21 protein-coding genes and 1 pseudogene are annotated in these 26,120 nt (G+C 61.0%); 8 read left to right on the top strand and 14 right to left on the bottom strand.

What is annotated here, in order from left to right:
• The first annotated feature begins 126 nt into the window (after positions 1–126).
• A complete protein-coding gene (locus SMD27_RS01620) occupies positions 127–507 on the top strand; it encodes a carboxymuconolactone decarboxylase family protein (RefSeq protein ID WP_320506590.1) in 381 nt (126 codons plus the stop codon).
• Between the two features lie 241 nt (positions 508–748).
• Here SMD27_RS01620 and SMD27_RS01615 read toward each other — a convergent pair whose 3' ends face one another.
• Positions 749–1,900, bottom strand: coding sequence for an MBL fold metallo-hydrolase (locus tag SMD27_RS01615; protein WP_320506589.1), 1,152 nt, complete (start codon positions 1,898–1,900; stop codon positions 749–751).
• A gap of 261 nt (positions 1,901–2,161) precedes the next feature.
• On the opposite strand from SMD27_RS01615, the pseudogene SMD27_RS01610 reads away from it, so the two are divergent.
• Both SMD27_RS01610 and SMD27_RS24315 read left to right on the top strand, forming a co-directional pair.
• A pseudogene (locus SMD27_RS01610) lies at positions 2,162–2,910 on the top strand (hypothetical protein).
• Positions 2,843–3,079, top strand: a complete 237-nt coding sequence (locus tag SMD27_RS24315) for a hypothetical protein (protein ID WP_452094348.1) — start codon at positions 2,843–2,845, stop codon at positions 3,077–3,079. The pseudogene SMD27_RS01610 and the gene SMD27_RS24315 overlap by 68 nt, the downstream one beginning before the upstream one ends.
• Before the next feature lie 68 nt (positions 3,080–3,147).
• Here SMD27_RS24315 and gyrB read toward each other — a convergent pair whose 3' ends face one another.
• From gyrB to dnaN, 3 genes are all read right to left on the bottom strand, one after another.
• On the bottom strand, positions 3,148–5,580 hold the full coding sequence (gene gyrB / locus SMD27_RS01605; protein ID WP_320506588.1) for a DNA topoisomerase (ATP-hydrolyzing) subunit B: 2,433 nt from the start codon (positions 5,578–5,580) through the stop codon (positions 3,148–3,150).
• Between the two features lie 109 nt (positions 5,581–5,689).
• Positions 5,690–6,943 carry a DNA replication/repair protein RecF gene (gene recF / locus SMD27_RS01600; RefSeq protein WP_320506587.1) on the bottom strand — a complete coding sequence of 418 codons (1,254 nt, stop codon included), beginning with the start codon at positions 6,941–6,943 and terminating at the stop codon, positions 5,690–5,692.
• A 28-nt stretch (positions 6,944–6,971) separates the two neighbouring features.
• Positions 6,972–8,090 (bottom strand): DNA polymerase III subunit beta, encoded by a 1,119-nt coding sequence (gene dnaN, locus SMD27_RS01595; RefSeq protein WP_320506586.1) that lies wholly within the window; start codon positions 8,088–8,090, stop codon positions 6,972–6,974.
• Between the two features lie 727 nt (positions 8,091–8,817).
• Here dnaN and SMD27_RS01590 point away from each other — a divergent pair.
• Positions 8,818–9,993, top strand: a complete 1,176-nt coding sequence (locus SMD27_RS01590) for a M23 family metallopeptidase (RefSeq protein ID WP_320506585.1) — start codon at positions 8,818–8,820, stop codon at positions 9,991–9,993.
• Between the two features lie 35 nt (positions 9,994–10,028).
• Here SMD27_RS01590 and dnaA read toward each other — a convergent pair whose 3' ends face one another.
• From dnaA to rpsT, 3 genes are all read right to left on the bottom strand, one after another.
• Positions 10,029–11,555, bottom strand: coding sequence for a chromosomal replication initiator protein DnaA (dnaA, locus tag SMD27_RS01585; protein WP_320506584.1), 1,527 nt, complete (start codon positions 11,553–11,555; stop codon positions 10,029–10,031).
• A gap of 197 nt (positions 11,556–11,752) precedes the next feature.
• Complete coding sequence (locus tag SMD27_RS01580) at positions 11,753–12,175, bottom strand: rhodanese-like domain-containing protein (RefSeq protein WP_320506583.1); 423 nt, start codon at positions 12,173–12,175, stop codon at positions 11,753–11,755.
• 778 nt (positions 12,176–12,953) lie between these two features.
• Positions 12,954–13,214, bottom strand: coding sequence for a 30S ribosomal protein S20 (gene rpsT / locus SMD27_RS01575; protein ID WP_320506582.1), 261 nt, complete (start codon positions 13,212–13,214; stop codon positions 12,954–12,956).
• Between the two features lie 371 nt (positions 13,215–13,585).
• Between rpsT and dapF the strand changes: the two genes are divergently transcribed.
• From dapF to ftsY, 3 genes are read left to right on the top strand one after another with little or no spacing between them, the layout of a single operon-like run.
• A complete protein-coding gene (gene dapF, locus SMD27_RS01570; RefSeq protein WP_379991196.1) occupies positions 13,586–14,419 on the top strand; it encodes a diaminopimelate epimerase in 834 nt (277 codons plus the stop codon).
• Positions 14,412–15,782, top strand: a complete 1,371-nt coding sequence (gene mtaB / locus SMD27_RS01565; RefSeq protein ID WP_379990937.1) for a tRNA (N(6)-L-threonylcarbamoyladenosine(37)-C(2))-methylthiotransferase MtaB — start codon at positions 14,412–14,414, stop codon at positions 15,780–15,782. The genes dapF and mtaB overlap by 8 nt, the downstream gene beginning before the upstream one ends.
• A 23-nt stretch (positions 15,783–15,805) precedes the next feature.
• Positions 15,806–16,744 (top strand): signal recognition particle-docking protein FtsY, encoded by a 939-nt coding sequence (gene ftsY / locus SMD27_RS01560; protein WP_320506580.1) that lies wholly within the window; start codon positions 15,806–15,808, stop codon positions 16,742–16,744.
• 16 nt (positions 16,745–16,760) lie between these two features.
• On the opposite strand, the gene SMD27_RS01555 is transcribed toward ftsY, so the two are convergent.
• Positions 16,761–18,380, bottom strand: coding sequence for a GMC family oxidoreductase (locus SMD27_RS01555; RefSeq protein WP_320506579.1), 1,620 nt, complete (start codon positions 18,378–18,380; stop codon positions 16,761–16,763).
• A 344-nt stretch (positions 18,381–18,724) separates the two neighbouring features.
• Here SMD27_RS01555 and SMD27_RS01550 point away from each other — a divergent pair, with 344 nt between their 5' ends.
• Complete coding sequence (locus tag SMD27_RS01550) at positions 18,725–19,564, top strand: EamA family transporter (protein WP_320506578.1); 840 nt, start codon at positions 18,725–18,727, stop codon at positions 19,562–19,564.
• 44 nt (positions 19,565–19,608) lie between these two features.
• Here the strand turns inward: SMD27_RS01550 and SMD27_RS01545 are convergent, their stop codons facing one another.
• The 6 genes from SMD27_RS01545 to gpmI form a co-directional block, all read right to left on the bottom strand.
• The gene (locus SMD27_RS01545) at positions 19,609–19,899 is read right to left on the bottom strand and encodes a hypothetical protein (RefSeq protein ID WP_320506577.1); all 291 of its coding nucleotides are present in this window, start codon (positions 19,897–19,899) and stop codon (positions 19,609–19,611) included.
• 271 nt (positions 19,900–20,170) lie between these two features.
• Positions 20,171–20,653, bottom strand: coding sequence for a peptidylprolyl isomerase (locus SMD27_RS01540; protein WP_320506576.1), 483 nt, complete (start codon positions 20,651–20,653; stop codon positions 20,171–20,173).
• A 318-nt stretch (positions 20,654–20,971) separates the two neighbouring features.
• A complete protein-coding gene (locus tag SMD27_RS01535; RefSeq protein WP_320506575.1) occupies positions 20,972–21,475 on the bottom strand; it encodes an RNA pyrophosphohydrolase in 504 nt (167 codons plus the stop codon).
• A gap of 122 nt (positions 21,476–21,597) precedes the next feature.
• A complete protein-coding gene (locus tag SMD27_RS01530; protein WP_320506574.1) occupies positions 21,598–23,016 on the bottom strand; it encodes a S41 family peptidase in 1,419 nt (472 codons plus the stop codon).
• Between the two features lie 4 nt (positions 23,017–23,020).
• Positions 23,021–24,454 (bottom strand): murein hydrolase activator EnvC family protein, encoded by a 1,434-nt coding sequence (locus SMD27_RS01525; RefSeq protein WP_320506573.1) that lies wholly within the window; start codon positions 24,452–24,454, stop codon positions 23,021–23,023.
• A gap of 6 nt (positions 24,455–24,460) precedes the next feature.
• Positions 24,461–26,056: a 2,3-bisphosphoglycerate-independent phosphoglycerate mutase gene (gene gpmI, locus SMD27_RS01520; protein WP_320506572.1), complete on the bottom strand. Its 1,596-nt coding sequence runs from the start codon at positions 26,054–26,056 to the stop codon at positions 24,461–24,463.
• Positions 26,057–26,120: the final 64 nt, after the last annotated feature.

Here is a 26,120-nt window from a genome sequence, read left to right as displayed (position 1 = left end):
AGTGATTGTTTAATAATCGGAACACGAACCCGCCCTATGAAAGCCGTCGGTGGGAATCCACCTTGAAGACGACATCCTGGATAGTGGTGCTCTATTCGATCAATATTTCCACGATAGGAGTAAGCATTGGCACAAGATCTGTTCGAGAAAGGTCTCATAAAGCGCAAAGAGACACTGGGCGTCGACTATGTTGAGAAGAATCTCGCCCGTGCGGACGACTTCACGAGACCGTTCCAGGAAGCCATGACGGCATGGTGCTGGGGATTCGGTTGGGGGGACGAGGCGATCGACGCCAAGACAAGATCACTCATGAATCTGGCGATGATCGGCGCCTTGGGAAAGATGCATGAATGGGAAACGCATTGCCGGGGAGCAATCAATAACGGCGTCACGAAAGACCAGATTCGCGCCGCGATCCACGTAATAGGCATCTATTGCGGCGTTCCTCAAGCACTCGAATGTTTTCGTGTCGCCAGAGCGGTGCTTGAAGAAAAGGGAATGCTTTAGAAAAAGCGTCCGATGGAGATCGATCTGATCGTCGCTGCCGCAGGCATAGCTTCCTCGCTACATACATCGCCAATGAAAAATTACGATGGCCTTGGTGACTCGGATGTGGACTTTGAAGATAAAAGAGACCGCAACTCAAGAGCTGCCGCCTTCTTGCATCGAATAGCTAGGACTGGAGTTGGGCCTGTGTTCAACATTACCGGCGACCGCCTTGCTCACCGCCTATATCCACTCTAGCCGGTCAGCTGCTGAAGACGAACCGCGTTCCCGTATAAGATCGCAACAGCTTGTCTGGCATCTCTGCTTTGGCCATCTCGTAAAACGCTTCCCCCGTGCAATGCAGTGGAATGATATAATCTATGTCTAGTCCTTTGAGTGTCATGATCGTCTCCCGGACATAGTCTTGCTTGTAGGGGGCAAGATGGAAGCCGCCGATCACGGCATGCACTTTCTGAACGCCTGATGCCGTTTGCGCCTGTTTCACCGCATTGCAGACGCCGCGGTGACTGCAGGAAGTTAGCACGACCAGCCCGCGTCCTTTCACATTGAAGGCGGTCGCAATTTCGTGCCGGAACTGATCCGGGACGGTCGTCTTGGTCCGTTCGTCCTCGGGGAGTTGGTCGGCATAGCAGCCGACGCCATGATCCAGGCCGATTTTCATGGCCGTCGGTGACAGAAGTTTTTCGAAGCTGGTGAGCGCGATCTCGCCGGTCGTGAAGCCGTGATCTGCGACGAGTGAAGGTCCCTCTGCATAGGTCACTGTCAGATCCGCTTCCTCTAAGGCCTTACGGTCCAGCGCTCCGAAATTGCCTTTCACGGGCGGGGCCGTCCATTCACGGGAACAGAAGCATTCTTCGCCACCGATATAGAGCGGCAACTTGGGTTTCAGCTTGCCATGGTAGTGTCGAAGAAAGCCGACCAAACCGCCGAAATGATCATAGTGGCCATGGCTCAGCACGAGCGCGTCGAGACTGGCGGGATCGATGCCGACCAGATCTGTATTATTGACGAGGGCTTCCGGCGTGAAGCCGAAATCGACGAGAATGTTCCGTGTTTCAGTGTTCTGCTGCGTTTCGACATGCATCGATAGGCCGAACTCGCTGATCAGGGTGCGGTCCGGCGGTTTGTCGCTGCTGATGCCCCAGCCGAAATGCTGGATATCGATGCCCTGGGCCTTCGGACTGGGCGCTACAGCGAACTGGTAGCTGTCGGTCACGATGCGGACCGCCAGCTTATCGATTTCCGGGACAGATCCAGAGATCGATGCCGCTCGCGCTGCTGTCGCGCGGCTCAGAAGGGTTGTCAGGATGGCGCTGAACACGACGGCGCCGCCACCACACAGGACGTGGCGCCTGTCGAGCGGAATTTTATCATGGTCGTGATCAGCAGGCATGGCATCTACCTCCCTCGTATCACTTCTACTAACGAGAGGCGGGGCAGGTGGGGCGCTTCCAGGCCAAACATGCAAATACTGGCATCTGTGATCCGCCTCGAAGAACAAATTAACCATACCACGCGCGGCTTCTGGCCAGCAACCCAATCCCGCTGGAGGTCAACACCGAAATCACGCGTGTTAGCCGGCTAAAGCGGCCAGACGCTGTCACCAAACGGCAAAAGCTTCTGGGTAACTGTTTCAGAAACAGGAGGGTGACCTATGGCCAACCAATACCGAACCGATAGCCGCAGCTGGCTGGAAATCGAGCTCGAGGACGATTTGGACGACGAACTCGAACAGGCGATCGACGATGCTCGAGTTCCACCCGAGCTACGCGCTCTGCTCGAGAAGCATCAGAAAAGCACCCTTGATCGCCACGTTTATTTCAAAGAGCTGCTGCGTCTTCAGGGCGAACTTGTGAAGCTGCAGGACTGGGTCCGCTACAAGGGCCTCAAGATGGTGGTTTTGTTCGAGGGTCGGGACAGCGCCAGCAAAGGCGGCGCCATCAAACGCGTAACCCAGCGGATCAATCCGCGCAGTTGTCGCGTGGTGGCGCTGCCCGCCCCCTCCAATCGCGAGAAGACCCAATGGTACTTCCAGCGTTATGTGCCGCATTTGCCGGCCGCCGGCGAGATCGTGCTCTTCGACCGCAGCTTGTACATCGCGCCGGCGTTGAACGCGTCATGGGCTTTGCCGATGAAAGCCAGGTGGAAGCCTTCTTTCGCGACGTGCCGGAGTTCGAGCGCATGCTGGTGCGCTCCGGCATCATCCTCGTGAAGTACTGGTTCTCCATCACCGACGAGGAACAGCAACTGCGCTTCCTCATGCGCATTCACGACCCCATCAAGCAGTGGGAGCTCTCGCCCATGGACCTGCAATCCCGCGTGCGATGGGAGCAATATACCAAGGCAAAAGAAGAGATGTTCGAGCGCCCCAGCATTCCCCGAGTCGCCCTGGCACATCGTTGAGGGCAATGACAAGAAGCGGGCGCGCCTCAACCTCATTTCGCACCTGCTCTCGGTGGTCCCTTATGAGGAAGTGCCGCACGAGTCGGTGATGCTGCCAGACCGTGTCTTCAATCCGAATTATGAGCGCCGCACCCTGCCGGCTGAGCTGTATGTGCCCGAGCGCTATTGAGATAAAGGCGCCGGGCGCGATAACACGCCCGGCGCCGTCTTAGTTATTCCTTTAGCAACAAGAGAAATTTAGACGTCCAGATTCGCCACGTTCAGCGCGTTCTGTTGGATGAAATCGCGGCGCGGTTCGACGACGTCGCCCATCAGGGTCGAGAAGATCTCCTCGGCCTCGTCGGCATGGCTGATCTTGACCTGAAGCAGGCTGCGGACTTCCGGATCCAGGGTGGTTTCCCAAAGCTGTTCGGGGTTCATCTCGCCAAGGCCTTTATAGCGCTGGATGGTCAGACCCTTGCGACCGATCTCCATGACTGCCTCGGCAAGACCGATCGGGCCGTGCACCGCGATCTCCTTGTCCCGGGTCAGCAGCGTCGCGGCGCCGTCATAGGTTTCCATCAGCTCGGTTTTCATGCCATCCAGGCGATGGCATTCGGCGCTGCGAATCAAAGCGGCGTCGATCACATGCGAGGAGGTGACGCCACGCAGCCGGCGCTGGAAGGCGAGCCCGCCATCCTGGTCCGCAAGACCGGTCCAGCCGCGTTCATGGGCCGCCGAAAGTCCATCCAGTCTCTTGGCAATGGCGGCTGCGATATTTGGATCGCTGGCCGCTTGCGGATTGAGCGCGCCGGCGATGGCGGCCTGTTCGACCACATCGGCAGAGCCTACCTTGCGGATCACCGGCTGCATCAGGCTGCGGGCCTGGGCGGCGAGATCGACCAGGCGGCGGAGATCGGCGCTGGCGATCTGGTTGCCATTGGCAAGCCGCAACACGGCATCTTCCAGGCCATTGCCGATGAGATAATCCTCCATCGCCCGGTCGTCCTTCAGGTAACGCTCGGATTTGCCACGGGCGGCGCGGTAGAGTGGCGGCTGAGCAATGTAGAGATAACCGTTCTCGATCAGCGCCGGCATCTGCCGGTAGAAGAAGGTCAGCAGCAGCGTCCGGATATGCGAACCGTCGACATCGGCGTCGGTCATGATGATGATCTTGTGGTAGCGCGTCTTGGCGACGTCGAATTCCTCAGCGCCGATCCCGGTGCCGAGTGCGGCGATCAGCGTGCCGATTTCCGCCGAAGAAAGCATCTTGTCGAAACGGGCGCGTTCGACATTCAGGATCTTGCCGCGCAGTGGCAGGATCGCCTGATTCTTGCGATTGCGGCCCTGTTTGGCCGAGCCGCCGGCGCTATCGCCCTCGACGATGAAGAGTTCGGAGAGCGCCGGATCCCGTTCCTGGCAATCCGCCAGCTTGCCGGGCAGCGAGGATATATCCAGCGCGCCCTTGCGCCGGGTCAGCTCGCGCGCCTTGCGGGCGGCTTCACGGGCGGCCGCGGCCTCCACCACCTTGCCGACGATTTTCTTGGCTTCGGCGGGATGTTCTTCAAACCACTGGCTCAGCCGCTCGTTGACGATATTCTCGACCACTGGGCGCACTTCCGAGGACACCAGTTTGTCCTTGGTCTGCGAAGAGAATTTCGGGTCCGGCACCTTGACCGAGAGGACGCAGGTCAGGCCTTCGCGGGCATCGTCGCCGCTTAGCGTTACCTTTTCCTTCTTGGCGATGCCGCTATCCTCCGCATATTTGTTGATCTGGCGCGTCAGGGCACCACGGAAGCCGGCGAGATGGGTGCCGCCATCCCGTTGCGGGATGTTGTTGGTGAAGCACAGCATCGTCTCGTGATAGGAATCGGTCCATTCGAGCGACGCCTCGACCGTAATGCCATCCTTTTCGCCCAGCATGACGACCGGCTGATGCAGCGAGTTCTTGGCGCGGTCGAGATAGCGCACGAAGGCCTCGATGCCGCCCTCGTAATGCAACTCCACCTGTTTCGGCTCGACGCCGCGCGCATCCGTCAGGATCAGGCGCACGCCGGAATTCAGGAAGGCCAGCTCGCGCAGGCGGTGTTCCAGCGTGGCATAATCGAATTCGGTCTTGGTGAAGGTCGCGCACGAGGGCAGGAAGGTCACCTCGGTGCCGCGCTTCGGCTTGCCATCGACGATCGGTGCGTCGCCGACAACCGCCAGGGGCGCCTCGGCTTCGCCATGGCGGAAGCGCATGTAATGCTGCTTGCCGTCGCGCCAGATATTGAGGTCGAGGAACTCGCTGAGCGCATTGACGACCGAAACGCCGACGCCGTGCAAGCCGCCGGAGACTTTATAGGAGTTCTGGTCGAACTTACCGCCCGCATGGAGCTGGGTCATGATGACCTCGGCGGCGGAAACGCCTTCTTCCTTGTGGATGTCGACGGGAATCCCGCGGCCATTGTCACGCACCGTGACGGAGCCATCGCCGTTCAGCACGACATCAATGCGATCGCACCAGCCGGCGAGGCTTTCGTCGATGGCATTGTCGACCACTTCATAGACCATGTGATGCAGGCCCGATCCGTCATCGGTATCGCCGATATACATGCCCGGCCGCTTGCGCACCGCATCGAGGCCCTTCAAGACCTTGATCGAATCCGCGCCATATTCCGTGCCGTTACCGTTGGTCTCGTTCTCAGCCATGTCACCCACTCGATTCACAACTTCGTCCTTCAAACTAGGCTCGAAGGCACCGATTAAAACCACTCAATCCTGACCGGACGCCGCCGGTCGAAATGCACCAGTCGAAAGCTTAAAGTCGCTCCAACTGCAATCGTCCGTCGCTGACCGCGAAGCCTTGCGCGGCATCACCCAAAGGCTTGAACCAGTCCCGCTCCGTGCCGGTCAGCCATGCCTGTGTGCCCAGTGCCAAAACTTCCTCGAACAATGCCGCGCGGCGGCTGGCATCGAGATGCGCCATCGCCTCATCCAGCAGCAGGATCGGCGCCTCGCCGCGCAAATGCCGGGTCAAGCGCGCCTGGGCGAGGATGATCGACAACAGCAGGGCCTTCTGCTCGCCGCTCGAGCAATCGCCCGCCCGCAGCGGCAGATCGCCCAGCCGCCGGCCCAGATAGGTAACGGCAAGATCGCTGCGATGGGTGCCCCAGCGCGTCGTGCCACTGGCCGTATCTTCTGCGCGGGCGGCCCGTAGACAATCCCGCAGGCGGTCTTCGGCGGTCAAAGCCGGCATGTCCTGCAGCCAGCTCTCGACAGCGCCTTCGATGGCGAGCGAGGCCAGCGGAAAGGCGGTATGCGGCGCGCCGGCCGCCATGAAATCGTTCAGCCGCAGCACCGTTTCGTTGCGCGCGGCGGCGATGGCAACAGCGAGGCCGGCAATCTCTGCTTCCAAGCCATCCAGCCAGGCGGCAAGGTCGGCGCCGCCGGTTGCGACTTCGCCCCGCAGCAGCTTGGCGCGTTCCCGAAGCGTGGTTTCATAGCTACCGATGCGGCTTGCCTGATCGGCATCGATACTGGCTACCAGCCGGTCCAGGAAGCGGCGGCGCGATCCGGTGGCATCGCTCAGCAGCCGGTCCATCTGCGGCGTGAGCCAAAGGACCGACAGCACCTCGGCAAAGCTCGCCTGGCTGCGCACCGGTGCACCGTTCAGCCGATGTAAGCGGCGATCCCGCCCGGTCTGGGCGGGACCCAGTGGATCGCGTCCGGTTCCAAGCAAATGTTCGCCGCGCGGCAGGGTAATCCGGGCATGAACGGCCCAGGCCATGTCGCTCTGATTGCTACCGCCATGGTTGCCGCCGCGGAAATCGACTTCCGCCAGCTTCGCCTGGCGCAAACCGCTGCCGGGAGCAAAAAAAGAAATCGCCTCCAGCAGATTGGTTTTGCCAGCACCGTTATCGCCCCACAACACCACTGGCCGCGGATCGAGATCCAGCGACAATTGGCGATAGTTGCGAAAGGCGGTCAGGCTGAGATGGATGAAGCCTGTTGCTGCTCTCGTCACTGCACCGCTGTCCGTTGCCGCATCTGTTCCAGCGGCGATGACGGGCATGCGATCCTGGACTGGTCCCGGCAACGCCTCACACCCGCATCGGCATCAGGACATAGAGCGCCATCGCATCGGCCAGATCGCGCACCAGGGTCGGTGCGACGGAATCCGCCAGGACCAATTGCAGCCCATCGCCGTCGATCTGATCGGCGACATCCAATAGATATTTCGAGTTGAAGCCGATATCCAGGGGCGCGCCGTCATATTTCACTTCCAGCTCTTCCATGGCGGTGCCGTTTTCGGCGCTGGTGGCGGAAAGCGTGGCGACGCTGGGCCGCAGGCTCAGCTTCACAGCGCGAGACTTTTCGCTGGAAATCGTCGAAACACGATCGACCGCGTCGCGGAAGCTGCGGCGGTCGACTTCCAAGATCTTGTCGTTGCCGGTCGGGATGACCCGCTGATAATCCGGGAAGCTGCCATCGATCAGCTTCGAGGTGAGTACGATATCATCGAAGGCGAAGCGAATGCGCGAATCCGACAGCGAAACCTCGACCATGCCGTCGACTTCCTCGATCAGCTTGCGGATCTCGTTCACCATCTTGCGCGGCACGATGACGCCGGGGATGTTCTCGGCCCCTTCCGGCAGCGGCATCTCGACCCGCGCCAGACGGTGACCGTCGGTCGCCACCGCGCGCAGGGCCATCTGCTTGCCCGCCGAGAAGGCATGAAGATAGATGCCGTTCAGGTAATAGCGGGTTTCCTCGGTGGAAATCGCGAATTTCGTCCGATCGATCAGGCCGCGCAGATCAACCGCGGAAAGCGGGAAGCGATGCGGCAGGTCACTCGCGGCCGTGGCCGGGAAATCTTCCTTCGGCAGGGTCGCCAGGGTGAAGCGGGAGCGGCCGGCCTTCAAGGCCACCTGCGCTCCGTCGGTGCCCAGTTCCATCTGCACTTCAGCGCCGTCGGGCAGCTTGCGGACGATGTCGTACATCGTATGGGCCGGCACCGTGGCGGCGCCCGGGCTGACCACGCTGGCGGCGGTCTGTTCGACGATGGCCAAATCCATGTCAGTTGCCGTCAAGCTGAGGCGATCGCCTTTGGCTTCGACCAGCACGTTCGACAGGATGGGAATGGTATTGCGCCGCTCCACGACGCTTTGCACATGGGCAAGGGAACGCAGCAACGCAGTCCGTTCGATGGTCAGTTTCATGGCCACACACGCTCATCCGATTGGCCGTTCCGAAGGTTGCCGACAGCTTCCGGCCGCCGATCCCCCTGGACGGTCTTTTTCCTATATCCACCTTGCCGGAAGTACCGGGAAACCGCCGAAAGGGCGCGAAAATCGGGCGAATCAGGCCCCCGTTACAGCAAGTGCGGGATTATAGCAGCCGGAAGCAGATGCGACAGCTTTTTTCCCATATCTGAACTCGAACTCGCTGCGCAAAAGATGAAAATGGCGGAGGTTTTGCGCGAAAGGCGTTTTTACACCGCCAACCAAGCGTGCCGCATACCCGTAATCGTGGTCACAACCCCGTTGAGGCCCAATTTTGCCCTAAAATTGCCTAACTTGGCTGGTCATTACGACCGCAGATTAGCTTCGCTAAGTGGATAGACCAAGAATGACGGAATTGCGGTGGCGTCGCCGACCGGCGGCGGCAACAGGCGCCCGACTCTCCATCGGCCTCTTGACGACAGTCTTTCAGACCGCCGGTCTTTCGCCGGCAAGCCGCCTTTCTCGATCACTGCTCGCCGGACTGTTTTCGTGGGGTATTCTTTCCGTCGCACCGGTGCCGGCCTTGGCGCAGCAAGCGGCGACCCAGTCGGCTCCCGAGGCGCCAGTGTCCCAGCGGCCGGTCCCCCACAGGCCCGTCCTCCAGAGGCCCGTTCTTCAGAAATCTACCCAGGCGGCCAAATCTTCCCGCGCGGTGGAAATTACCGTGCGCCAAGGCGATACCTTGACGCATATCCTCGCCCGCCAGGGCATTGCGGCGACCGAACGCCAGGCGGTGCTGGAAGCCTTGGGCGATCTGTTCGATCCGGCGGGTTTGAAGGCCGGCGACAAAATCCGCCTGGCCCTGGACCGGCAGAACCACCGCAAGATCGTGCGAACCATCGCCCTGGCGACCGGCAAGACGGACGACCTGACCGTGGATGTCGAACCGGGGCAGGGCGCTCAGGCAACATCGCTCGAGCAGCCCGCCGCTTCTCGGACCGCCTTGCCCTCGTCGAATGCGAATGTGGAGCAGGAGATCGAGGAAAACCCCGAGTTCGATTCAAGCAATCAGCCCGGCGCTCAAATGGACGACCAGGCCGCACCTTCAGCCGGCCAATTCGTGGTCCGGCGGGTGGCTGGCATTGCCGGGCGCGACTTTCGCAGGGCGCTGGCCGCGACGCGATTGCCGGCGCCGCTCGTCAAGGAGGTGCTCCTGGCTTTCAAATATGACGCCGGTGCGCCGCGCGTGCCGCCGCAAAACGCCGGCTTTTCGGTGATTTATGAAGGGGTGCTCCAGGACGGGAAGTTCCAGGAGCCACAGCTTCGCTATGCCACGATGAATGACGGCCGGAAGACCCACCGGGTCTATCGCTACCAGACCGACGACGCGACGACCGCCTTCATTCACGCCAATGGCCAGGGGATCGCCTTCGTCGATCTCGATAAGCCGCTGCGTATCGATGCCAAGATCACCTCGCCCTATGGCTGGCGCATTCATCCGGTCTTTGGCGACCGCCGCTTCCATGAAGGGGTGGACTTCGGCGCCCCGAAGGGAACGCCGGTCGTGGCCACGGCGGATGGAAGGGTCGATGATATCGGCTGGCGTGGCAATTACGGCGAATATGTCCGCCTCGAGCACGACAGCAGCCTGGCGACCGCTTATGCTCATCTCGCCGGCTTCGCACGCGGCCTACGCAAGGGCAGCACGGTCAAGCGCGGCCAGGTGATCGGCTATGTCGGCCGTACCGGCGTTGCCACCGGCCCGCATCTCTATTACGAGGTCATTGTCGCCGGCAAACGCGTCGACCCGCTGAAAGCGCCGCCGGTCGTGTCGGTCAGCCTCACCGGGACACAGCTCGCCGAGTTCCAGAAATTCGTCGAACGGGCGCCGGAAGAATAATCGCGGCAGAATTACTGCCTGGCGGCTGGAGGGGGTCATCCCTCCAGCATGCGCTTCAGCAGATCGACATCCTCGGCAAAGCTGGAATCGCCGGCACAGAGCTCTTCCACTTTCTTCACCGCATGCATCACCGTCGTGTGGTCGCGGCCGCCGAATTTGCGGCCGATCTCAGGCAGTGACCGGGTGGTCAGCTGCTTTGCCAGATACATGGCGATCTGGCGCGGCCGGGCAACAGTGCGGGCGCGGCGCGGCGACTGCATATCGGCCAGCTTGATATTGAAGTGTTCGGCGACCCGGCGCTGGATTTCTTCAATGCTCACGCGCCGGTCATTGGCCCGCAGCAGATCCTTCAGCAGTTCCTGTGCCGATTCCAGCGTCACCGGCCGGCCGACCAGCGTCGCATGGGCGGTGATGCGGGTCAGGGCACCTTCCAACTCGCGCACATTAGAAGCGATGCGATGGGCTAGGAATTCCAGCACTTTCACCGGAATCTCGACACCGCTCTGCTCGGCCCGCGATTGCAGGATGCCGAGGCGCAGTTCATAGGTCGTTGGATGGATATCGGCAACCAAGCCCCAGCCAAGGCGTGAGCGCATACGCTCTTCGAGGCCCTCCAGATCCGATGGCGATTTATCGGCCGACAGGATCACCTGCCGGTTCTGATCGGCAAGAGCATTGAAGGTGTGAAAGAACTCTTCCTGGGTCGATTCCTTGCCGATGATGAACTGCACGTCATCCACCATCAGCACATCGACGCTGCGGAACTGCTCCTTGAAGGCCATGGTGCTCTTGTTCCGCAAGGCGCGGATGAACTGATACATGAACTTCTCGGCGGAAAGATAAATCACCCGCTTATGCGGCTTGCGCCGGCGGATATGCCAGGCGATCGCATGCATCAGATGGGTCTTGCCAAGTCCGACACCGCCATAGAGGAATAACGGATTGAAAGGAACCGTCTCAGCTTCTGCCACCCGATAGGCAGCGGCATGGGCAAGCTCGTTCGATTTCCCGACCACGAAATTGTCGAAGGTCAGGCGCGGGTCCAACGGCGCGCTGACATCGTCGAATCCGTCGATCTCGTCCCGCAGCATCACTTGGGGCGTCGCCAGAGCAGTATTGCCAGCGAAGGCAGGCGCTGCGCCACTGGCGATGCTGACCACGCGGCCGAGATTGGATGCGGCTCCGCTCGCCACGGCGAGCGAGGCAACAGCCATGGTCGGCGCTGGTTGACCCGCATCCTCAGCCTCCACCAGTGCATCCTCGCCGCCGGCTTCTTCCGGCGAGCTGGTCTTGCAGGCGCTATCGACGATCACCTCGACCGAGCGTATCTCCGGATTTTCCGTCGACCACAGCGCCTTGATACGGTCGCCATAATGGGTGGTGACCCAATCACGCATGAAACGCGATGGTACCGCGACCCGCAAATCGCCGCCGCGCCGGCCTGCCAAGGTCAAGGGCTTCAGCCAGCTGCGAAAGGTTGCTTCGCCGTATTCTGCGCGCAAGCGTCCACGAATGCGTGCCCATTGCGCGTTGAGCAGGGCATCGCTGTTCAGTTCCGACATCACTTTTCCCCGTAACGCTGCACCGATCAGGCCTGTCTATCCGCCCCCAACTGGACCTGATCGTGCCGTGTAACTGTGTAACCTAGTCTCTTAACTCGGGCCGCTTCCCGTCACGGCCTTCATCCGAGCCGACGCCCAGCGCCGGCCCCACCCTGATCAGCACCGGCTTCCCTAAGCCGGCCTCCCATTGATCCCCGCTAATCCTGAATCCAGGGAAGGCCCGCGACCTTCCATCCCCCTGTTGAACCCCGATGTCCTGCAGCATCGCGATCGCCCTCAAACCCGCCGGCGATGTTGAAGCACTGCGTATACCCCGCCGCCGTCATCGCCATGGCAGCCGCTTTGGAGCGGGCGCCGCTCCGACACAGAAACAGCAGCGGCGCGTCTTGCGGCATCTCGCCCAATTGCTCGGTCAGGCGAGAGGCGAAATCCGGATCCACCGCCATTTGCGGATAATGCTGCCAGCTATGCAGCAACACGACCTTGTCGATCGGCTGCAAGTCGGGGCGGCCTACAAAGGTCCATTCCGGCGCCGTGCGAACATCGACAAGCCGCGCCGCAGGGTTGCTGCTCAACAGCTCCCAGGCCTGGCTGGCTGTCACATCTCCGGCATATGCCATTTCTTCGCCTCACCCATTCTACTGGCGCGCCTAAAAGCGGCCTCTATTCACATCTGCTGGTCGCTATTGTTGCCTTAAATGCAACTTCATCCGTCAAACGCGGATCATAGGAAACCAGCAATTCGCTTATTAAAGATTGATCACAAAGCCTCGGCCCGAACGATTGTTCCAGGCATCAGGGCGACGAGGGCGCGATAGTCCCGAACCGCCCAATGGCGGCGTGGCACTACGCGCCCGGACTAGCGCGGATTGCAGTTTTTGGTAGAGGAAGGGAGGGCGCCATGGGGAATGCCAGGGCAATGAATAGCAGTGCGAGTCCGGAAATGATTGGCTTGTTGCATTTTTATCACTGCCCTTCTCGGACTTGGCGCCCCAACGCCTAGCGGCCTGTCGTGGCAATTACCCCACGATCTTGTTGTCAGCCGCAGCGCTTCGGGACCAAGTTCTTAATGTCCTGAAATTGTTGATGTTTTTATTGACCACGGATGTGTGATCAACGCTGCCTCACCCTTCGTATTCTTGGGGATAACTCTACGTTGCGCGGCTGCGGAAGGCAATATGATCGAATCGAGAACGCCAAAAAAGCGGAGTTCCATGACCGTTTTGTGTGAAAAAAGCCACAGTTATACATAGGCGCATGTGAGTTCGCCTTGGGTTGCGCTGCAACGCAAAGTGGCGAATATGGTTTACGAAGCAGGAAAAAACAATCGCTGCGGCCGTTAAGCCGCAGCGATTGTTTAAGCGGTAGGGACGGTTATATGAAGCGTCTGAAGTTAGCTCAGAGCGCTTTCACGCGCTTCGCCAAACGCGACACCTTGCGGGCCACCGTATTGCGATGCAGCAAACCCTTGCTGACGCCGCGGTGCATTTCCGGCTGGGCCGCCCTCAACGCGGCTTCCGCCGCCGTTTTGTCGCCGCTGGCGATTGCCAGTTCGACCTTCTTCACTTCCGTCTTGATCCGGCTGGTGCGGGCGCGGTTCCGGGCGGTGCGCGTCTCGGTCTGGCGAATGCGCTTCTCAGCCGATTTATGATGGGCCATGTTTTTGATCCGTCGAATTCGGTTATATAAGGGCGGTCAATTTTTCAGGGGCGGCTTATACAGGCCGCGAAGCCAAGCGTCAACCACCAGTGGCCCGCGGCAAGCCATGTCTCGGGCGGCATGGCTCGTTTTCGCCGATAGCGGTGGACATCGGCGCCTTGCCGGCTACATATAACCGAACCGAGGCCGGGCTGTCTTATCGAAGAGCTCGGCTTGCGAGCGAAAGCGGTGCCGATGGCACCGGAGAGACTGGATTTATCATGTCAGCCGCGCAACCTCAGTCCAGGCTAATAGCTGCCGATCCGGTCGCCGGATTGGTTAATGGCAGTTTGGCTACTGTTAGTGCGGGTGCGAAACTGCCCTTCAGCAAGATGCACGGGCTGGGCAACGATTTCGTGGTGCTAGATGCCCGCAAACACCCTCTGGTGCTCTGCGAGCATCAATTCCGGGCGATCGCCGATCGGCGCCGTGGGATTGGCTGCGACCAGGTGATTGTCCTGGAATCCGCGCGTCATCCGGATGCGGATCTTTTCATGCGCATTCGCAATCCCGACGGTAGCGAGGCCTCGGCTTGTGGGAATGCCACGCGCTGCATTGCCGCCAGGGTCATGGGTGAAACCGGCCGCGCCCATGCCGTCATCGAAACCGTTGCCGGTCTGCTGATGGCGGAACGAGAGCCGGGCGGTGAAGAAATTTCGGTCGATATGGGTGAGGCTCGCCTCGACTCGAGCGATATACCGCTGGCCGAAGCCTGCAATACGCTGCATCTGCCAATTGCACTCGGGCCTCTTCAAGACGGGGTCGCCGTCAGCATGGGCAACCCACATGCCGTTTTCTTTGTGCCCGATGTGATGACGATCGACCTGCCATCGCTCGGACCGCAGCTTGAACATCACTCTCTGTTCCCCGCGCGCGCCAATATTGAAGTGGTGCAGGTGATCGACCGCCGGCGGCTGCGCATGCGCGTCTGGGAACGCGGCGCCGGTATCACCCAGGCTTGCGGCAGCGGTGCCTGCGCTGTGCTGGTGGCCGCTGTGCGCCGGAACCTGACCGACCGCACGGCCGATGTCGTGCTGGATGGCGGCCGGCTCATTATCGACTGGCTCGATAATGGCCATGTGCGCATGACCGGTGCCTGGGCGCAAAGCTTCAGCGGTGAGATCGATCTGGCCAGGCTCTCGGATCGGGAGGGCGATCATGTCTGATGCTGCCGATGTCGCGGATATGACGGGGCCGCAGCAAACGGGGCAGCCGGGCGAGACGCAGCTGCTAACTTTCGGCTGCCGGCTGAACGCCTTCGAGACTGAGGTGATGCGCGGACATGCCAGCGCCGCCGGTCTGACCGATGCAATCATCGTCAATACCTGTGCAGTCACCGCCGAAGCGGAACGCCAGGCGCGTCAGGCGATCCGCAAGGCGCGCCGCGCCAATCCGGCTGCCCGCATCATCGTGACCGGTTGCGCCGCGCAGATCGCGCCGGCGAAATTCGCCGCCATGACCGAAGTCGACCATGTGATCGGCAATGAGGAGAAGCTGAAGGCGGAAACCTTCGCGGCGCTGAGCGGTCACGCACTTGAAGCGCCGGCCCGGGTCGCGGTTGCCGACATCATGGGCGTCAAGGAAACCGCCGGTCACCTGATCGCCGGCTTTGCCGAGCGCTGCCGCGCCTTCGTCGAGATCCAACAGGGTTGCGATCATCGTTGCACCTTCTGCATCATTCCTTTCGGCCGCGGCAATAACCGGTCGGTACCGGTTGGCGAGATCGTGACCCAGGTCCGCAACCTGGTTGCCGGGGGCGTGCGCGAGATCGTCTTGACCGGCGTCGATATAACTGGTTATGGCGCCGACCTTCCGGGCAAGCCGACCCTCGGCCAGTTGGTGCGGCGGCTGCTCAACCTGGTGCCGGATCTGCCGCGCCTGCGTCTTTCTTCGATCGATGTGGTGGAGATTGACGAGACACTGATGGATCTGATCGGTGATGAGGAGCGGCTGATGCCGCACCTTCATCTCTCGCTGCAAGCGGGCGACGATATGATCTTGAAGCGGATGAAGCGGCGCCACAGCCGTGCCGACGCCGTTCGCTTCTGCACGGAGGCCCGCCGACGGCGTCCGGATCTGGTCTTCGGCGCCGATCTCATCGCGGGCTTCCCGACCGAGACCGAGGAGATGTTCGCCAACAGCCTGGCCTTGGTCGAAGATTGCGGCCTTACTTTCTTGCACGTCTTTCCTTATTCGGCGCGAAGCGGGACGCCGGCCGCACGTATGCCGCAACTGCGGGGCGATATTCGCCGCGAGCGGGCGGCGCGGCTGCGAGCGGCCGGACAAGCGGCGCAGCAGCGCTATTTTGCCGGCCAGCTGGGCCGGACGGCGCAGGTGCTGGTGGAAAAGATCGAGGGTGATGGCAGCGCCTTCGGCCACAGCGATCATTTCGCGCCGGTCCGTCTCGCGCCGGTCTGTTCCACGATAGCGCCACAAGCTTTCATCGCGGGCGGCATTCTTGACGTTCGCTTCACCGCGCATGCCGACACTCACCTGATCGCCGAACCGGCGATCGCGGCAGCCGCTTAACCGATATCCGACAAGTTGATGGTATGACCGATACAAACGGCGAAACTGAAAAGCGCGGCTGGTTTTCACGCTTGAAGGCGGGCTTGAGCCGTACCTCGAACCGGGTCACCAGCAGCATCAGCGGCATCTTCACCAAGCGGAAGCTCGATCAGGAACTGCTGGATGAGCTGGAGGAAGCCTTGATCGCGGCCGATCTCGGTCCAGCCACGGCCGCGCGCCTCGTCAAGGTCCTGGGCAAGGACCGTTTTGATAAAGAGATCACCGAACAGGAAGTGCGGGAAATCTTCGCGGCGGAGATCGCCAATATCCTCCGACCCGTCGCACAGCCCTTTGCTTTGAAGTCGCTGAAGCCGCAGGTCGTCCTGGTCGTCGGGGTCAATGGCAGCGGCAAGACCACCACCATCGGCAAGCTGGCGAAGCAGTTCCAGGCTCAGGGCAAGAAGGTCATGCTGGCGGCCGGCGATACTTTCCGGGCGGCGGCGGTCGAGCAATTGAAGATCTGGGGCGAACGCAGCAACGTCCCGGTCGTGGCTCGGGAGACGGGCGGCGATGCTGCGGGCCTCGCTTACGACGCGCTGGCCCGGGCGAAGGCGGAGAATATCGATATCCTCCTGATCGATACGGCAGGCCGCCTGCAGAATAAGGCCGGGCTGATGGAGGAACTCGCTAAGATCATTCGTGTCATCAAGAAGCTCGATCCCGATGTGCCGCATGACACCTTGCTGGTGCTCGACGCCACGACCGGCCAGAACGCTCATTCCCAGGTCGAGATCTTCAAGGAAATGTGCCAGGTCACTGGCCTGGTCGTGACCAAGCTCGACGGATCGGCCAAAGGCGGCGTGCTCATCGCGTTGGCGGAGAAATTCAAGCTGCCGGTGGTCGCGGTCGGGGTCGGCGAGGGCGTTGACGATCTCCGCCCGTTCGAAGCCGAGGTTTTCGGCCGCTCGTTGATGGGTCTCTGAAGCGCGATTGCGGCAGTCAGCCGTTGGCGGCGCGCCGCAGGATGAGTTCAGACGCTTTTTCCGCCACCATGATCGTGGGCGCATTGGTATTGCCCGAGGTGACTGCGGGAAAAACCGAAGCATCGACCACACGCAACCGGTCGATACCAAAAACCAGCAGATTGGCGTCGACACCAGCCTCGCCCGGTAGACGCCCCATGCGACAAGTCGAGGTCGGGTGGTAACAGGTGCTGGCCCGGTTGCGGAAATCTTCCAGGATTTCCTCATCCGACAGGCCGGCGAGAGCCGGCGGCAAGGGCTCCTCGATAAGAGACTGGAACGCTCGCGTCGCCTCGATCCGTTGGATGAGCCGCCCACCGGCAATAGCTTTTGCCGCATCTTCGTTCGTCGCCAGATAATTGGGATGAATCAGCGGCGGCGATTCCGGGGCGGAATTCCGCAGGTCGATCCGACCTCGGCTGGTCGGGCGGCAGGGCTGGAAGCAAAGAATGAAGCCGGGAAAGGGATCTATCTCATAACGCCGCGCCCCGCCGCGGCCGACGGGCGAATAGGTGATCGGGTTGAAGTAAAGCTGCAGGTCGGGCCTTGCCGCTTGAGGCTGCGACCGCACGAAGCCGCCGCATTGATTGACGCTGAGGCTCAGCGGCCCGCGCCGCGTGGCGACATAACGAAGGCCGGCACGCAGCCTGCCAAATAGAGGCCGCAGCTCGTTGTTCAAGGTTCTCTGCCGCGACTTGTAGGAATAAGTCATCGCGAGATGATCCTGCAAATTGCCGCCGATCGCGGCATTTTCCGTGATGATATCGATGCCATGGCGGCGCAGCACCTCGGCGGGACCGATGCCGGAAAGTTGCAGCAGCTGTGGTGTATTGACGGCGCCGCCGCTGACGATGACCTCGGCCCGTGCCATCGCCCGGTGGGTCTGCCCGTCGCGGCGGTATTCGATGCCGACAGCGCGCCTGCTGTCGATCAGGATCCGTGTCACCAGGGCGTCGGTTTCGACTTTCAGATTGGGGCGGCGCATTGCCGGGCGCAGGAAAGCATCGGCCGCTGAACAACGCCGGCCATTCCGGACATTGATTTGATAGAGGCCGACACCCTCGGGTGCGGGGCCATTCATATCGTCGGTTCGCGGCAGCGCTATTTCCTTGGCGGCATCGAAGAAATATTGCTTCAGCGGATGCGCCTGATCGGTTATCTCGGAAACCGCTAGCGGTCCCTCGCCTGTCCGCCGTCCCTGCCGATCGGTGAAATGGGTGGAGCGATTGAAATAGGGCTCGACATCGGCCCAACCCCAGCCGGCATTTCCCATATCGCGCCAATCGTCGAAATCTTCCGGCAGGCCCCGCAGATAAACCGAGGCATTGATCGAGCTGGAACCGCCCAGCACGCGCCCACGCGGCCAATAGATCTTGCGATCGTTCAAGCCGGAAACCGATTCGGTTTCGTAGGCCCAGTTGACCCGACGATCGAAAAAGGTCTTGCCATAGCCGATCGGTACCTGGATCCAGAGCCGTCGGTCGGATCCGCCGGCCTCCACCACCAGGACGTTGTAACGGCCGTCCGCAGTCAGGCGGTTGGCCAAGACACAGCCGGCCGATCCGGCCCCGATGATGATAAAGTCGAAGCTCGTCATTCAGGTAACTCGGTCACAGGGAAGGGTTTCGACGCCACGGCGCGCCAATGATCGGTGAAGAAACAAGGGGATCGGAACGGAGGCATGCTTATCCGCGACCTGAATTGGAACCCCTCGGACATACGTCCGGACCTGCGCATGCTCGGCTCCTGCGCGGGCGCAACTGTGGCGCGCATCTATGCGACCATAGAGAGTTTCTATTTTTATGACAATTGGGTGGCGTGGCAATCTCTCGACAGAGATGTGGCCGCAGGCCCGTCACCTTTGCCGAGTTAAACGATGTCCGGGCCCCTCACCGTGCCGATCCGTCTCCTTGCCTCGTCCTCGGTCGGGGGAGGGCGGCCATGACGCTTTCTCTCGGGATGATCCTGATGATCCTGGCGGCGGCGCTCATGCACGCCAGTTGGAACGTCATGGTGAAAACCAGCGGCGACAAGCTGCTCAATACCGGCCTGATCATGGTGGGCCTGGGGTTTTGCGGTCTTTTTGCCTTGCCTTTTGTCGGCATCCCCGACGCCGCGAGCTGGCCCTTCCTGGCGGGCTCCTTGCTGACCCATCTCGTCTATTACATCGGTCTGTCGGGTGGATATCGGCATGGCGACCTCAGCCAGGTCTACCCGATTGCCCGGGGCTCCTCGCCGCTCCTGGTAGCGATTGCCGCTTGGCTCATCATCGGCGAGACGCTGACACCGCTGCAGATGGGTGGCGTTGCCGCCACGTCGCTCGGGATTATCAGCCTGACCTTCGACAAGCCGATCGACCGGGCGCACAGCTGGCGGCCGGTTCTGTTCGGTCTGCTGACCGGGCTCAGCATCATGAGTTACACGCTGTTCGATGGGCAGGGTGTCCGGCTGGCGGGCGACCGGCTCGGCTATATCATCTGGCTCTTCGTTTTGGATGCGCCGATGGTGACGCTCTATTGCCTGTGGCGGCGGCCGGCGGCACTCAGTTATTTCCGCGCGAAATGGAAATTCGGCCTGGTCGGCGGATTGCTGTCGGGCGGCGGCTACGGCATCTCGATCTATGCTATGTCCTTGGGCGGGCTGGCCAATGTATCGGCCTTGCGCGAAACCAGCGTTATTTTCGCCGCGTTGATGAGCACGTTCCTATTGAAGGAGCGCTTCCGCCATCGCCGCTATGCGTTGGTAGCGCTGGTCGCCGCGGGCGCCATCTTGCTGCACTGATCAGCCAAGCCGCCCGCGGGACAGGGCGTTCGAGATCTGTGGCGTCAGCTATGCAGGCGGCGCGGTTCCTTCAGCAGGTATTTGCCGCTGGCGACCAGGCCGGGCATCGACAGCGATTTGCGCGAACCGGGTTCATTGACGTTCTGCAGCACCACATGGGGTGTTGCATGCTGATCGGCGTAGCTGTGAATGACCCGCCATTCCGGGAAACGATTGCGCGGGAGGAAACCCGAGCTTTCAACCAAAACTGTGCCGATTTCAAAGGCAGCTTCGTCGCCGTTGATGGCACATGGGTCGGCGGGCTTCCGCCCGAATGGCAATGACAGCAGTTTCACGAGACACACTCCCCAAAGCCGCGTTTGGAAGGCATCGTGGGTTTCTGGGCCCATCGCCGGGATCGAAAGCTGTCTGGCGAACCTGGCCGATACACCGCTGGTTCCAAATGCGGGTTACAACGGAGTGTGATCTTTACAAAGAGTTATTAAAAAATAGTTGTGATTATATAGCAATTTAGGGAATGCCGTTAAGGCGGGCAGACAAGTCCATGCGCTAACTGGCGCAGTCGCTTTTGCCCGCTTATCCGGCAAAAGCGACTGGCAGGGAAAGTTAGCTATCGAAGCGGATTGAGGTGATGTGATCGCCCTTCTTGATCGAGTGCATGACATCGAGACCTTCGATCACCCGGCCAAAAACGGTGTGAACGCCGTCCAGATGCGGCTGTGGTTCCAAAACCAGGAAGAACTGCGAGCCGCCGGTGTCGCGACCGGCATGGGCCATGCTGAGCGAGCCTTCCAGATGCTTATGCGGGTTGCCCTCGGTCTCGCAGGCGATCCGCCAGCCCGGACCGCCAGTACCGACGCCTTCCGGGCAGCCGCCCTGTGCGACGAAACCGGGGATAACGCGATGGAAGGTCAGGTCATCGTAAAAACCGTCTTTAGCCAGGGCGGCGAAATTGGCCACGGTATTGGGTGCCGCATCGGGATAAAGCTCGATCACCATATCGCCGCGATCGGTCGACATGACGCAGCGCGTCAATTTCTTTAGTTCGGCCGGATCGATCTCATGCACCTTCAACGCACCGCGTCCCATTTTTCTCTCCTCATTAGCTTTGCCGAGACCGGACGTTGATCCGACCTCTTATGGCCGCTTCTGCGGCCGATAATGTAACCGGGCGACGAAACTATGCGATCGGTGCCGGTTTTGTCGACTCCCGATCAGTGTCACTTCCGTGATCGCGCCTGGATCATTTTCGACTCATCATACGCGCCAACAAGTCGATATCTCGATGCGAAATATCCAGGTAACGGGCGGTTTGTCTTTTTGCTGGCTTCGCAGTTCGGGATTCGACCCGCCCTGGGAGAGGTAAAACTGAGCCGAGCGTCCCGCCGAAGCGGGCGTCTCAGGGGTTCAAAGTCTTGCCTTCCTGACCAGCTCGCGAAATTCCGCCACCACATCCTGATAAATACCCCGTTTGAAGGGGACGATCAGGTCCGGCACCGTGTCGAACTCGGCCCAGCGCCAGGCGGAGAATTCGGGCGTCTCGGTTTTGATATTGATCTCGCTGTCCTTGCCGTCGAACCGGAATGCGAACCATTTCTGCCGCTGGCCGCGAAACCGGCCTTTCCAAATTTTCGGCACCAGATCGATCGGCAGGTCGTAATGCAGCCACCCCCGGCTTTCCGCGAGCAGGGTTGCCTTGTTGGTGCCGATTTCCTCCAGCATTTCGCGCCGAGCGGCAGTCAGCGGCTCTTCGCCGTCATCGATGCCGCCTTGGGGCATTTGCCAGGCCGGCCCGGGATTGTCGAGGCGCTGGGCGATAAAAACCTCGCCATGGGCATTGAACAGGACGATGCCGACACAGGGGCGGTAGGGCAGCTTGGCGATCGCTTCGGGCGTGAATTCCTTACTCATTCCCATCTTCCATAGCCGGGTGCTTGCCGTTGCCATCGCAGCGTGGGCTTGCTGCTGCTGGCTTACGCAAAATCGGCCGGCCAGCATCGCTGGCCGGCCGAGCAATACAGATATTTATGCCGTCAGTTCGACGAGCTCTGATTGCTGACGAGAGCGAGACCGCGCAGCAAATCAAGCGCCCGACCCAACTGGTAATCCAGCTCGGGCTGGGTGATCCGCTCCTTTTCCGAACCGATCACGGGCTTTTCCTTGCTCTGGTCCTTTTGCGAGGTCTTGGAGTCAGACTTGCCCGGGGTCTTGCTTTCCGGCTGCGCCGCGTTGTTTTCCGGCTTGTTCGGGACCGCATCCTCGCCGCTATCCGGCGCGGTGCCGCCCTTATTGGTAAGAGCACCCTTCAGGTCCGCTTCATGGCGGCTGTTATCCTCGGAGATCTGCTCGATCTTGGCCTGTTCGACGACGATATCCGGATCAATGCCCTTCGCCTGGATCGATCGGCCAGAGGGCGTGTAATAGCGCGCCGTGGTCAGGCGGATGGCGCCATGATTGGGGATGGGGATGACCGACTGCACCGATCCTTTGCCGAAAGATCTGGTGCCGAGAAGGATCGCCCGGTGATGATCCTGCAGCGCCCCGGAAACGATCTCGGAGGCCGATGCCGAACCGCCATTGATCAGCACGACGATCGGCTTGCCGTCGGTCAGATCGCCGGCTTCAGCGTTCCAGCGCTGGGCCTCGTCCGGATTGCGGCCGCGGGTCGACACGATTTCACCCTTTCCGAGGAAATCGTCAGAAACCGCGATCGCTTGATCCAGCAGACCGCCCGGATTGTTGCGCAGATCGAGCACCAGTCCCGCCAGTTTGCCCTTAGAGGCATCCTTCAATTTGGCGATGGCGTCGCGCAGGCCTGAATCGGTTTTCTCGCTGAAGCTGGAAATCCGCACGTAGCCGATATTGCCCTCTTCCAATTCCCAGCGAACCGATTTCACGGTGATGACGGCGCGCTTCAACGTGACCTCGAAGGGATCCTTGTTGCCGCGGACAATCATCAATTTGATGCTGGAGCCGATCTCGCCGCGCATCTTTTCGACCGCATCATTTAGGCTCATGCCCATGACCGGGTCGCCATCGATGCCGGAGATCAGATCACCGGCCTGGATACCGGCTTCCGCCGCCGGCGTGCCATCCATCGGCGAGACCACTTTGACCAACCCGTCCTGCATCGTCACTTCGATGCCGAGGCCGCCGAATTCGCCTTTGGTCTGCACCTGCATATCAGCGAAATCCTTGGCATTCAGATAGCTGGAATGGGGGTCCAGCGAACTCAACATGCCGTTGACGGCGGATTCGATCAGCTTGTCGTCGCTGACCGGTTCGACATAGCCGGTCCGTACCTTTTCGAAGACTTCGCCGAACAGGTTCAATTGTTCGTAGGTGTCGCTTTGCTTGCTGTCGGCGCTGACCAGATGCGGTCGGAGCGCGAAGGTGCCTAAGGCAATGCCGACGGACAGGGCGGTGGCGGCAAGGAGAGTCGATCGGAACATGCGTTTACTGACCTTCGCTGTTGTCTACACGGGTTAGGGTGCCGAACCAGGGCGCCGGATCGACCGGCTGCCCCTTATGGCGCAATTCAACATATAGTTTCGGATGGTCCTGGACGGACGTCCCTGGAGCATCGCCGGATGTTCCCTGGTCGGTCGCCGCAATGCCGGACGATCCCATGACACCCACCGGTTCGCCGGCAAGCAGCCATTGTCCGACAACTGCATCGACCCGACCTAATCCAGCAAGCACCGTATGATATCCGCCCCGGTGTTCAATGATCAATATTTGCCCGTAGGAGCGGAACGGCCCTTCGAACACAACTTTGCCATCGAAGGGGGCTATCACCTGGGCATTGGCGCGGGTGGCGAGCACAATGCCCTTGGTTTCGCCGAATTCCGTTACGGCGGCGCCGAAACTGGCTGCCAGGCTGCCCCGGACAGGTAACATGACGCCCTTACCGTTAGGGGGGAACGGCCGTGCTGACCTGGCCGATTTGATGTTGGCCTCCTTGCCCGCCGCAGTCAGTCCCGGCGTGCCCGCCGATTGCTCGCTTTCCGTCATATCGCCCGCCGGTGCCGCCGAGGATGGCACAGTTGAGGATGGCACGGGGATATTGTCATTTCGATTACCGGGCCGGCGGGCCGCCTTCTTGGCAGCTTCCTGTCGGGCAGCCTCGGCCTGGGCCGCTTCCTGCCGCGCCTTCTCGGCTTTGGCTGCTTCCTCCTGCTTGGCCCGTTCCAGCCGGTCCAAGAGATCTTTCAAGCTTTCGGCCTGGTCGGCCAGCAATTTCAGCCGGTCCTGGGCAGCGGCGCTTTCCGCCAGCGTTGATTTTTGCAGCCGGGATTTCTGCTCCACCATGGCGGCCAAGCGCTGGTTCTCTCCCGCCAGCTGGCCGAGGGTCTGGCCAAGCCGATCGCGGCGGTCGATGATCTGGTCATGAAGATCGTGCAGGTCGGCCAATTCGTCTTTCAGGGCCGCCGCGCGGCTGTCGAGCTGTGGTACCACCAGACCAAGTAGCCGCGCGGCCCGCGCCTGATCGATCGCCGACCGGTCGGCGAACAGGGCAGCCTGGGCCGGCTGCGCGGACAAGCGTTCGAGGGCGACCAGCGTCGTCGTCATCTGCGCCTGCTGCTTGGTCAGCGCCGCATCCTTGTCGCGTTCTTCCATGGTCAAGGTTTGCAAGGTCGCTTCCAATTCGGAGGCCTGCTCCTCAGCATTTTGCACCGCTTCCGCAGATTTGATCATCGCCGCCTGCAACTGGCTAATCTCGTTACCGAGGCTTGCAGCTTTTTCCTGCAATTCCTTGGCGTGCTCTTCGCCGTGCTGCATCTTCTGCTGCAAAGCTTGCAGATCGTCGGCCGATTGCGCCCATCCAGGGCACGGCAAAATACCGGCCATGCCGCATAGCAACGCTGCGCTCAGCCAGCGGCGGCGCATGATTGCTTACGCCGTGGCCTTCGCCGGATGACTCGCAGCGGCTTTGGCCGCCCCGCCGATCAAGGAATGGCCGGTCATCTCCGAGGGTTTCGGCAGGTTCAGCAATTGCAGCACGGTCGGGGCAACATCGGCGAGCTGTCCGTCCGCCAGTTTAACGTCCTGTCCCACAGCACCCGCCAGCACGAAAGGCACCCGGTTCAGCGTATGGGCGGTATGGGCCTCGCCGGTTTCCGAATCGCGCATCATCTCGGCATTGCCGTGATCGGCAGTAATGACGAGGGCGCCGCCCTTGGCTTCCACTGCCCGGCGCAAGCGGCCGAGGCAACGATCCACCGCCTCCACCGCCTTGATCGCCGCCTGCAGATTGCCGCTATGGCCCACCATATCGGTATTGGCGTAATTGACGACGATCATGTCGAAGCGTTCCGCCTCGATCGCTGCCACCAGCCTGTCGGTAACCTCATCTGCCGACATTTCCGGTTTCAGATCATAGGTCGCGACCTTCGGCGATGGCACCAGGATGCGTTCCTCGCCGGGGAACAGCGTTTCCTCGCCGCCATTGAAGAAAAAGGTGACATGGGCGTATTTCTCCGTCTCGGCGATGCGCAGCTGCTTCAGCCCCGCTCGTGAGACAACCTCGCCCAAAGTGTGGCGGAGTTCCGCGGGTGGGAACAGGCAGGGCATCAGCTTGGCGAGAGCGCTGGAATATTCCACCATGCCGAGGACCGCCCCGAACTTGACGATGCGTTTGCGCGGGAAGCCGTCGAAAGCCGGGTCAAGCAACACGGTCAAAATCTGGCGGGCGCGATCGGCGCGGAAATTCGCCATCAGCAGACCGTCGCCATCCTGCATGCCGGCAAAACCTTGGATTACCGTCGGCTTGATGAATTCGTCGGTCTCGCCGCGATCATAGGCTGCGGCGACCGCCGCCTTTGCATCGGCTGCGGTGAAACCGGCTTCGCCCAGGAAGGAAGCGTAGGCCAGTTCAACCCGGTCCCAGCGCTTGTCGCGGTCCATCGCAAAGTAACGGCCGCCCACCGTAGCAAAGCGCACGTTCTTGCATCCGCCCAGTGCGGTAGTGACATCGGCGACGTACTCGGCTGCGGAGGAGGGGGGTGTATCGCGCCCGTCCAAGAAACCGTGCAGCCAGACAGCTATGCCTGCCGCATCGAGGATCTTGGCCAAGGCGATCATATGCGATTGATGTGAATGCACCCCGCCCGGTGAAAGCAAACCCATCAGGTGACAAGCGCGGCCGCTCGCCTTCAGCTTGGCGATGAAAGTCGTCAGTTCCGGATTGGCGGCCAGCTCACCGCTGGCGATCGCCCGGTCGATCCGGGGGAGGTCTTGCATCACCACCCGGCCGGCGCCCAGATTCATATGCCCGACCTCGGAATTCCCCATTTGCCCGCTGGGTAGGCCGACATGCAGTTCCGACGCGTCGACCAGACTATGCGGGCAATCCTGCATCAGAGCGTGCCAGTTCGGTGTCTTCGCCTGGTCAACCGCATTATCCGCCAGCTCTTCGCGGTGCCCCCAACCGTCGAGAATGCAGAGAACGACCGGTTTCGGACGCTGGTTCGAAGAATTGGTTCCGCTCATGATCTGATCTGGTCTCTTGGATTTGGCTGTTTCGTTGGTTGTTGGCGGGTTTGCGGCGCCTAAG

This window comes from Dongia soli, from assembly GCF_034044715.1.
In the GTDB taxonomy this organism is placed as follows: domain Bacteria; phylum Pseudomonadota; class Alphaproteobacteria; order Dongiales; family Dongiaceae; genus Dongia_B; species Dongia_B soli.
Note: the sequence above shows the minus strand (reverse complement) of the source record. Positions and strands in the feature narration are given on the sequence as shown.

What these genes read in the sequence shown, in the direction of transcription:
- SMD27_RS01580 (WP_320506583.1), bottom strand. Translation starts at nt 12,175, where the DNA reads ATGGCATATGCCGGAGATGTGACAGCCAGCCAGGCCTGGGAGCTGTTG.
- rpsT (WP_320506582.1), bottom strand. Translation starts at nt 13,214, where the DNA reads ATGGCCCATCATAAATCGGCTGAGAAGCGCATTCGCCAGACCGAGACG.
- ftsY (WP_320506580.1), top strand. Translation starts at nt 15,806, where the DNA reads ATGACCGATACAAACGGCGAAACTGAAAAGCGCGGCTGGTTTTCACGC.
- dapF (WP_379991196.1), top strand. Translation starts at nt 13,586, where the DNA reads ATGCACGGGCTGGGCAACGATTTCGTGGTGCTAGATGCCCGCAAACAC.
- recF (WP_320506587.1), bottom strand. Translation starts at nt 6,943, where the DNA reads ATGCCCGTCATCGCCGCTGGAACAGATGCGGCAACGGACAGCGGTGCA.
- dnaA (WP_320506584.1), bottom strand. Translation starts at nt 11,555, where the DNA reads ATGTCGGAACTGAACAGCGATGCCCTGCTCAACGCGCAATGGGCACGC.
- SMD27_RS01550 (WP_320506578.1), top strand. Translation starts at nt 18,725, where the DNA reads ATGACGCTTTCTCTCGGGATGATCCTGATGATCCTGGCGGCGGCGCTC.
- gyrB (WP_320506588.1), bottom strand. Translation starts at nt 5,580, where the DNA reads ATGGCTGAGAACGAGACCAACGGTAACGGCACGGAATATGGCGCGGAT.
- mtaB (WP_379990937.1), top strand. Translation starts at nt 14,412, where the DNA reads ATGTCTGATGCTGCCGATGTCGCGGATATGACGGGGCCGCAGCAAACG.
- SMD27_RS01615 (WP_320506589.1), bottom strand. Translation starts at nt 1,900, where the DNA reads ATGCCTGCTGATCACGACCATGATAAAATTCCGCTCGACAGGCGCCAC.
- SMD27_RS01535 (WP_320506575.1), bottom strand. Translation starts at nt 21,475, where the DNA reads ATGAGTAAGGAATTCACGCCCGAAGCGATCGCCAAGCTGCCCTACCGC.
- SMD27_RS01530 (WP_320506574.1), bottom strand. Translation starts at nt 23,016, where the DNA reads ATGTTCCGATCGACTCTCCTTGCCGCCACCGCCCTGTCCGTCGGCATT.
- SMD27_RS01555 (WP_320506579.1), bottom strand. Translation starts at nt 18,380, where the DNA reads ATGACGAGCTTCGACTTTATCATCATCGGGGCCGGATCGGCCGGCTGT.
- SMD27_RS01525 (WP_320506573.1), bottom strand. Translation starts at nt 24,454, where the DNA reads ATGCGCCGCCGCTGGCTGAGCGCAGCGTTGCTATGCGGCATGGCCGGT.
- dnaN (WP_320506586.1), bottom strand. Translation starts at nt 8,090, where the DNA reads ATGAAACTGACCATCGAACGGACTGCGTTGCTGCGTTCCCTTGCCCAT.
- gpmI (WP_320506572.1), bottom strand. Translation starts at nt 26,056, where the DNA reads ATGAGCGGAACCAATTCTTCGAACCAGCGTCCGAAACCGGTCGTTCTC.
- SMD27_RS01540 (WP_320506576.1), bottom strand. Translation starts at nt 20,653, where the DNA reads ATGGGACGCGGTGCGTTGAAGGTGCATGAGATCGATCCGGCCGAACTA.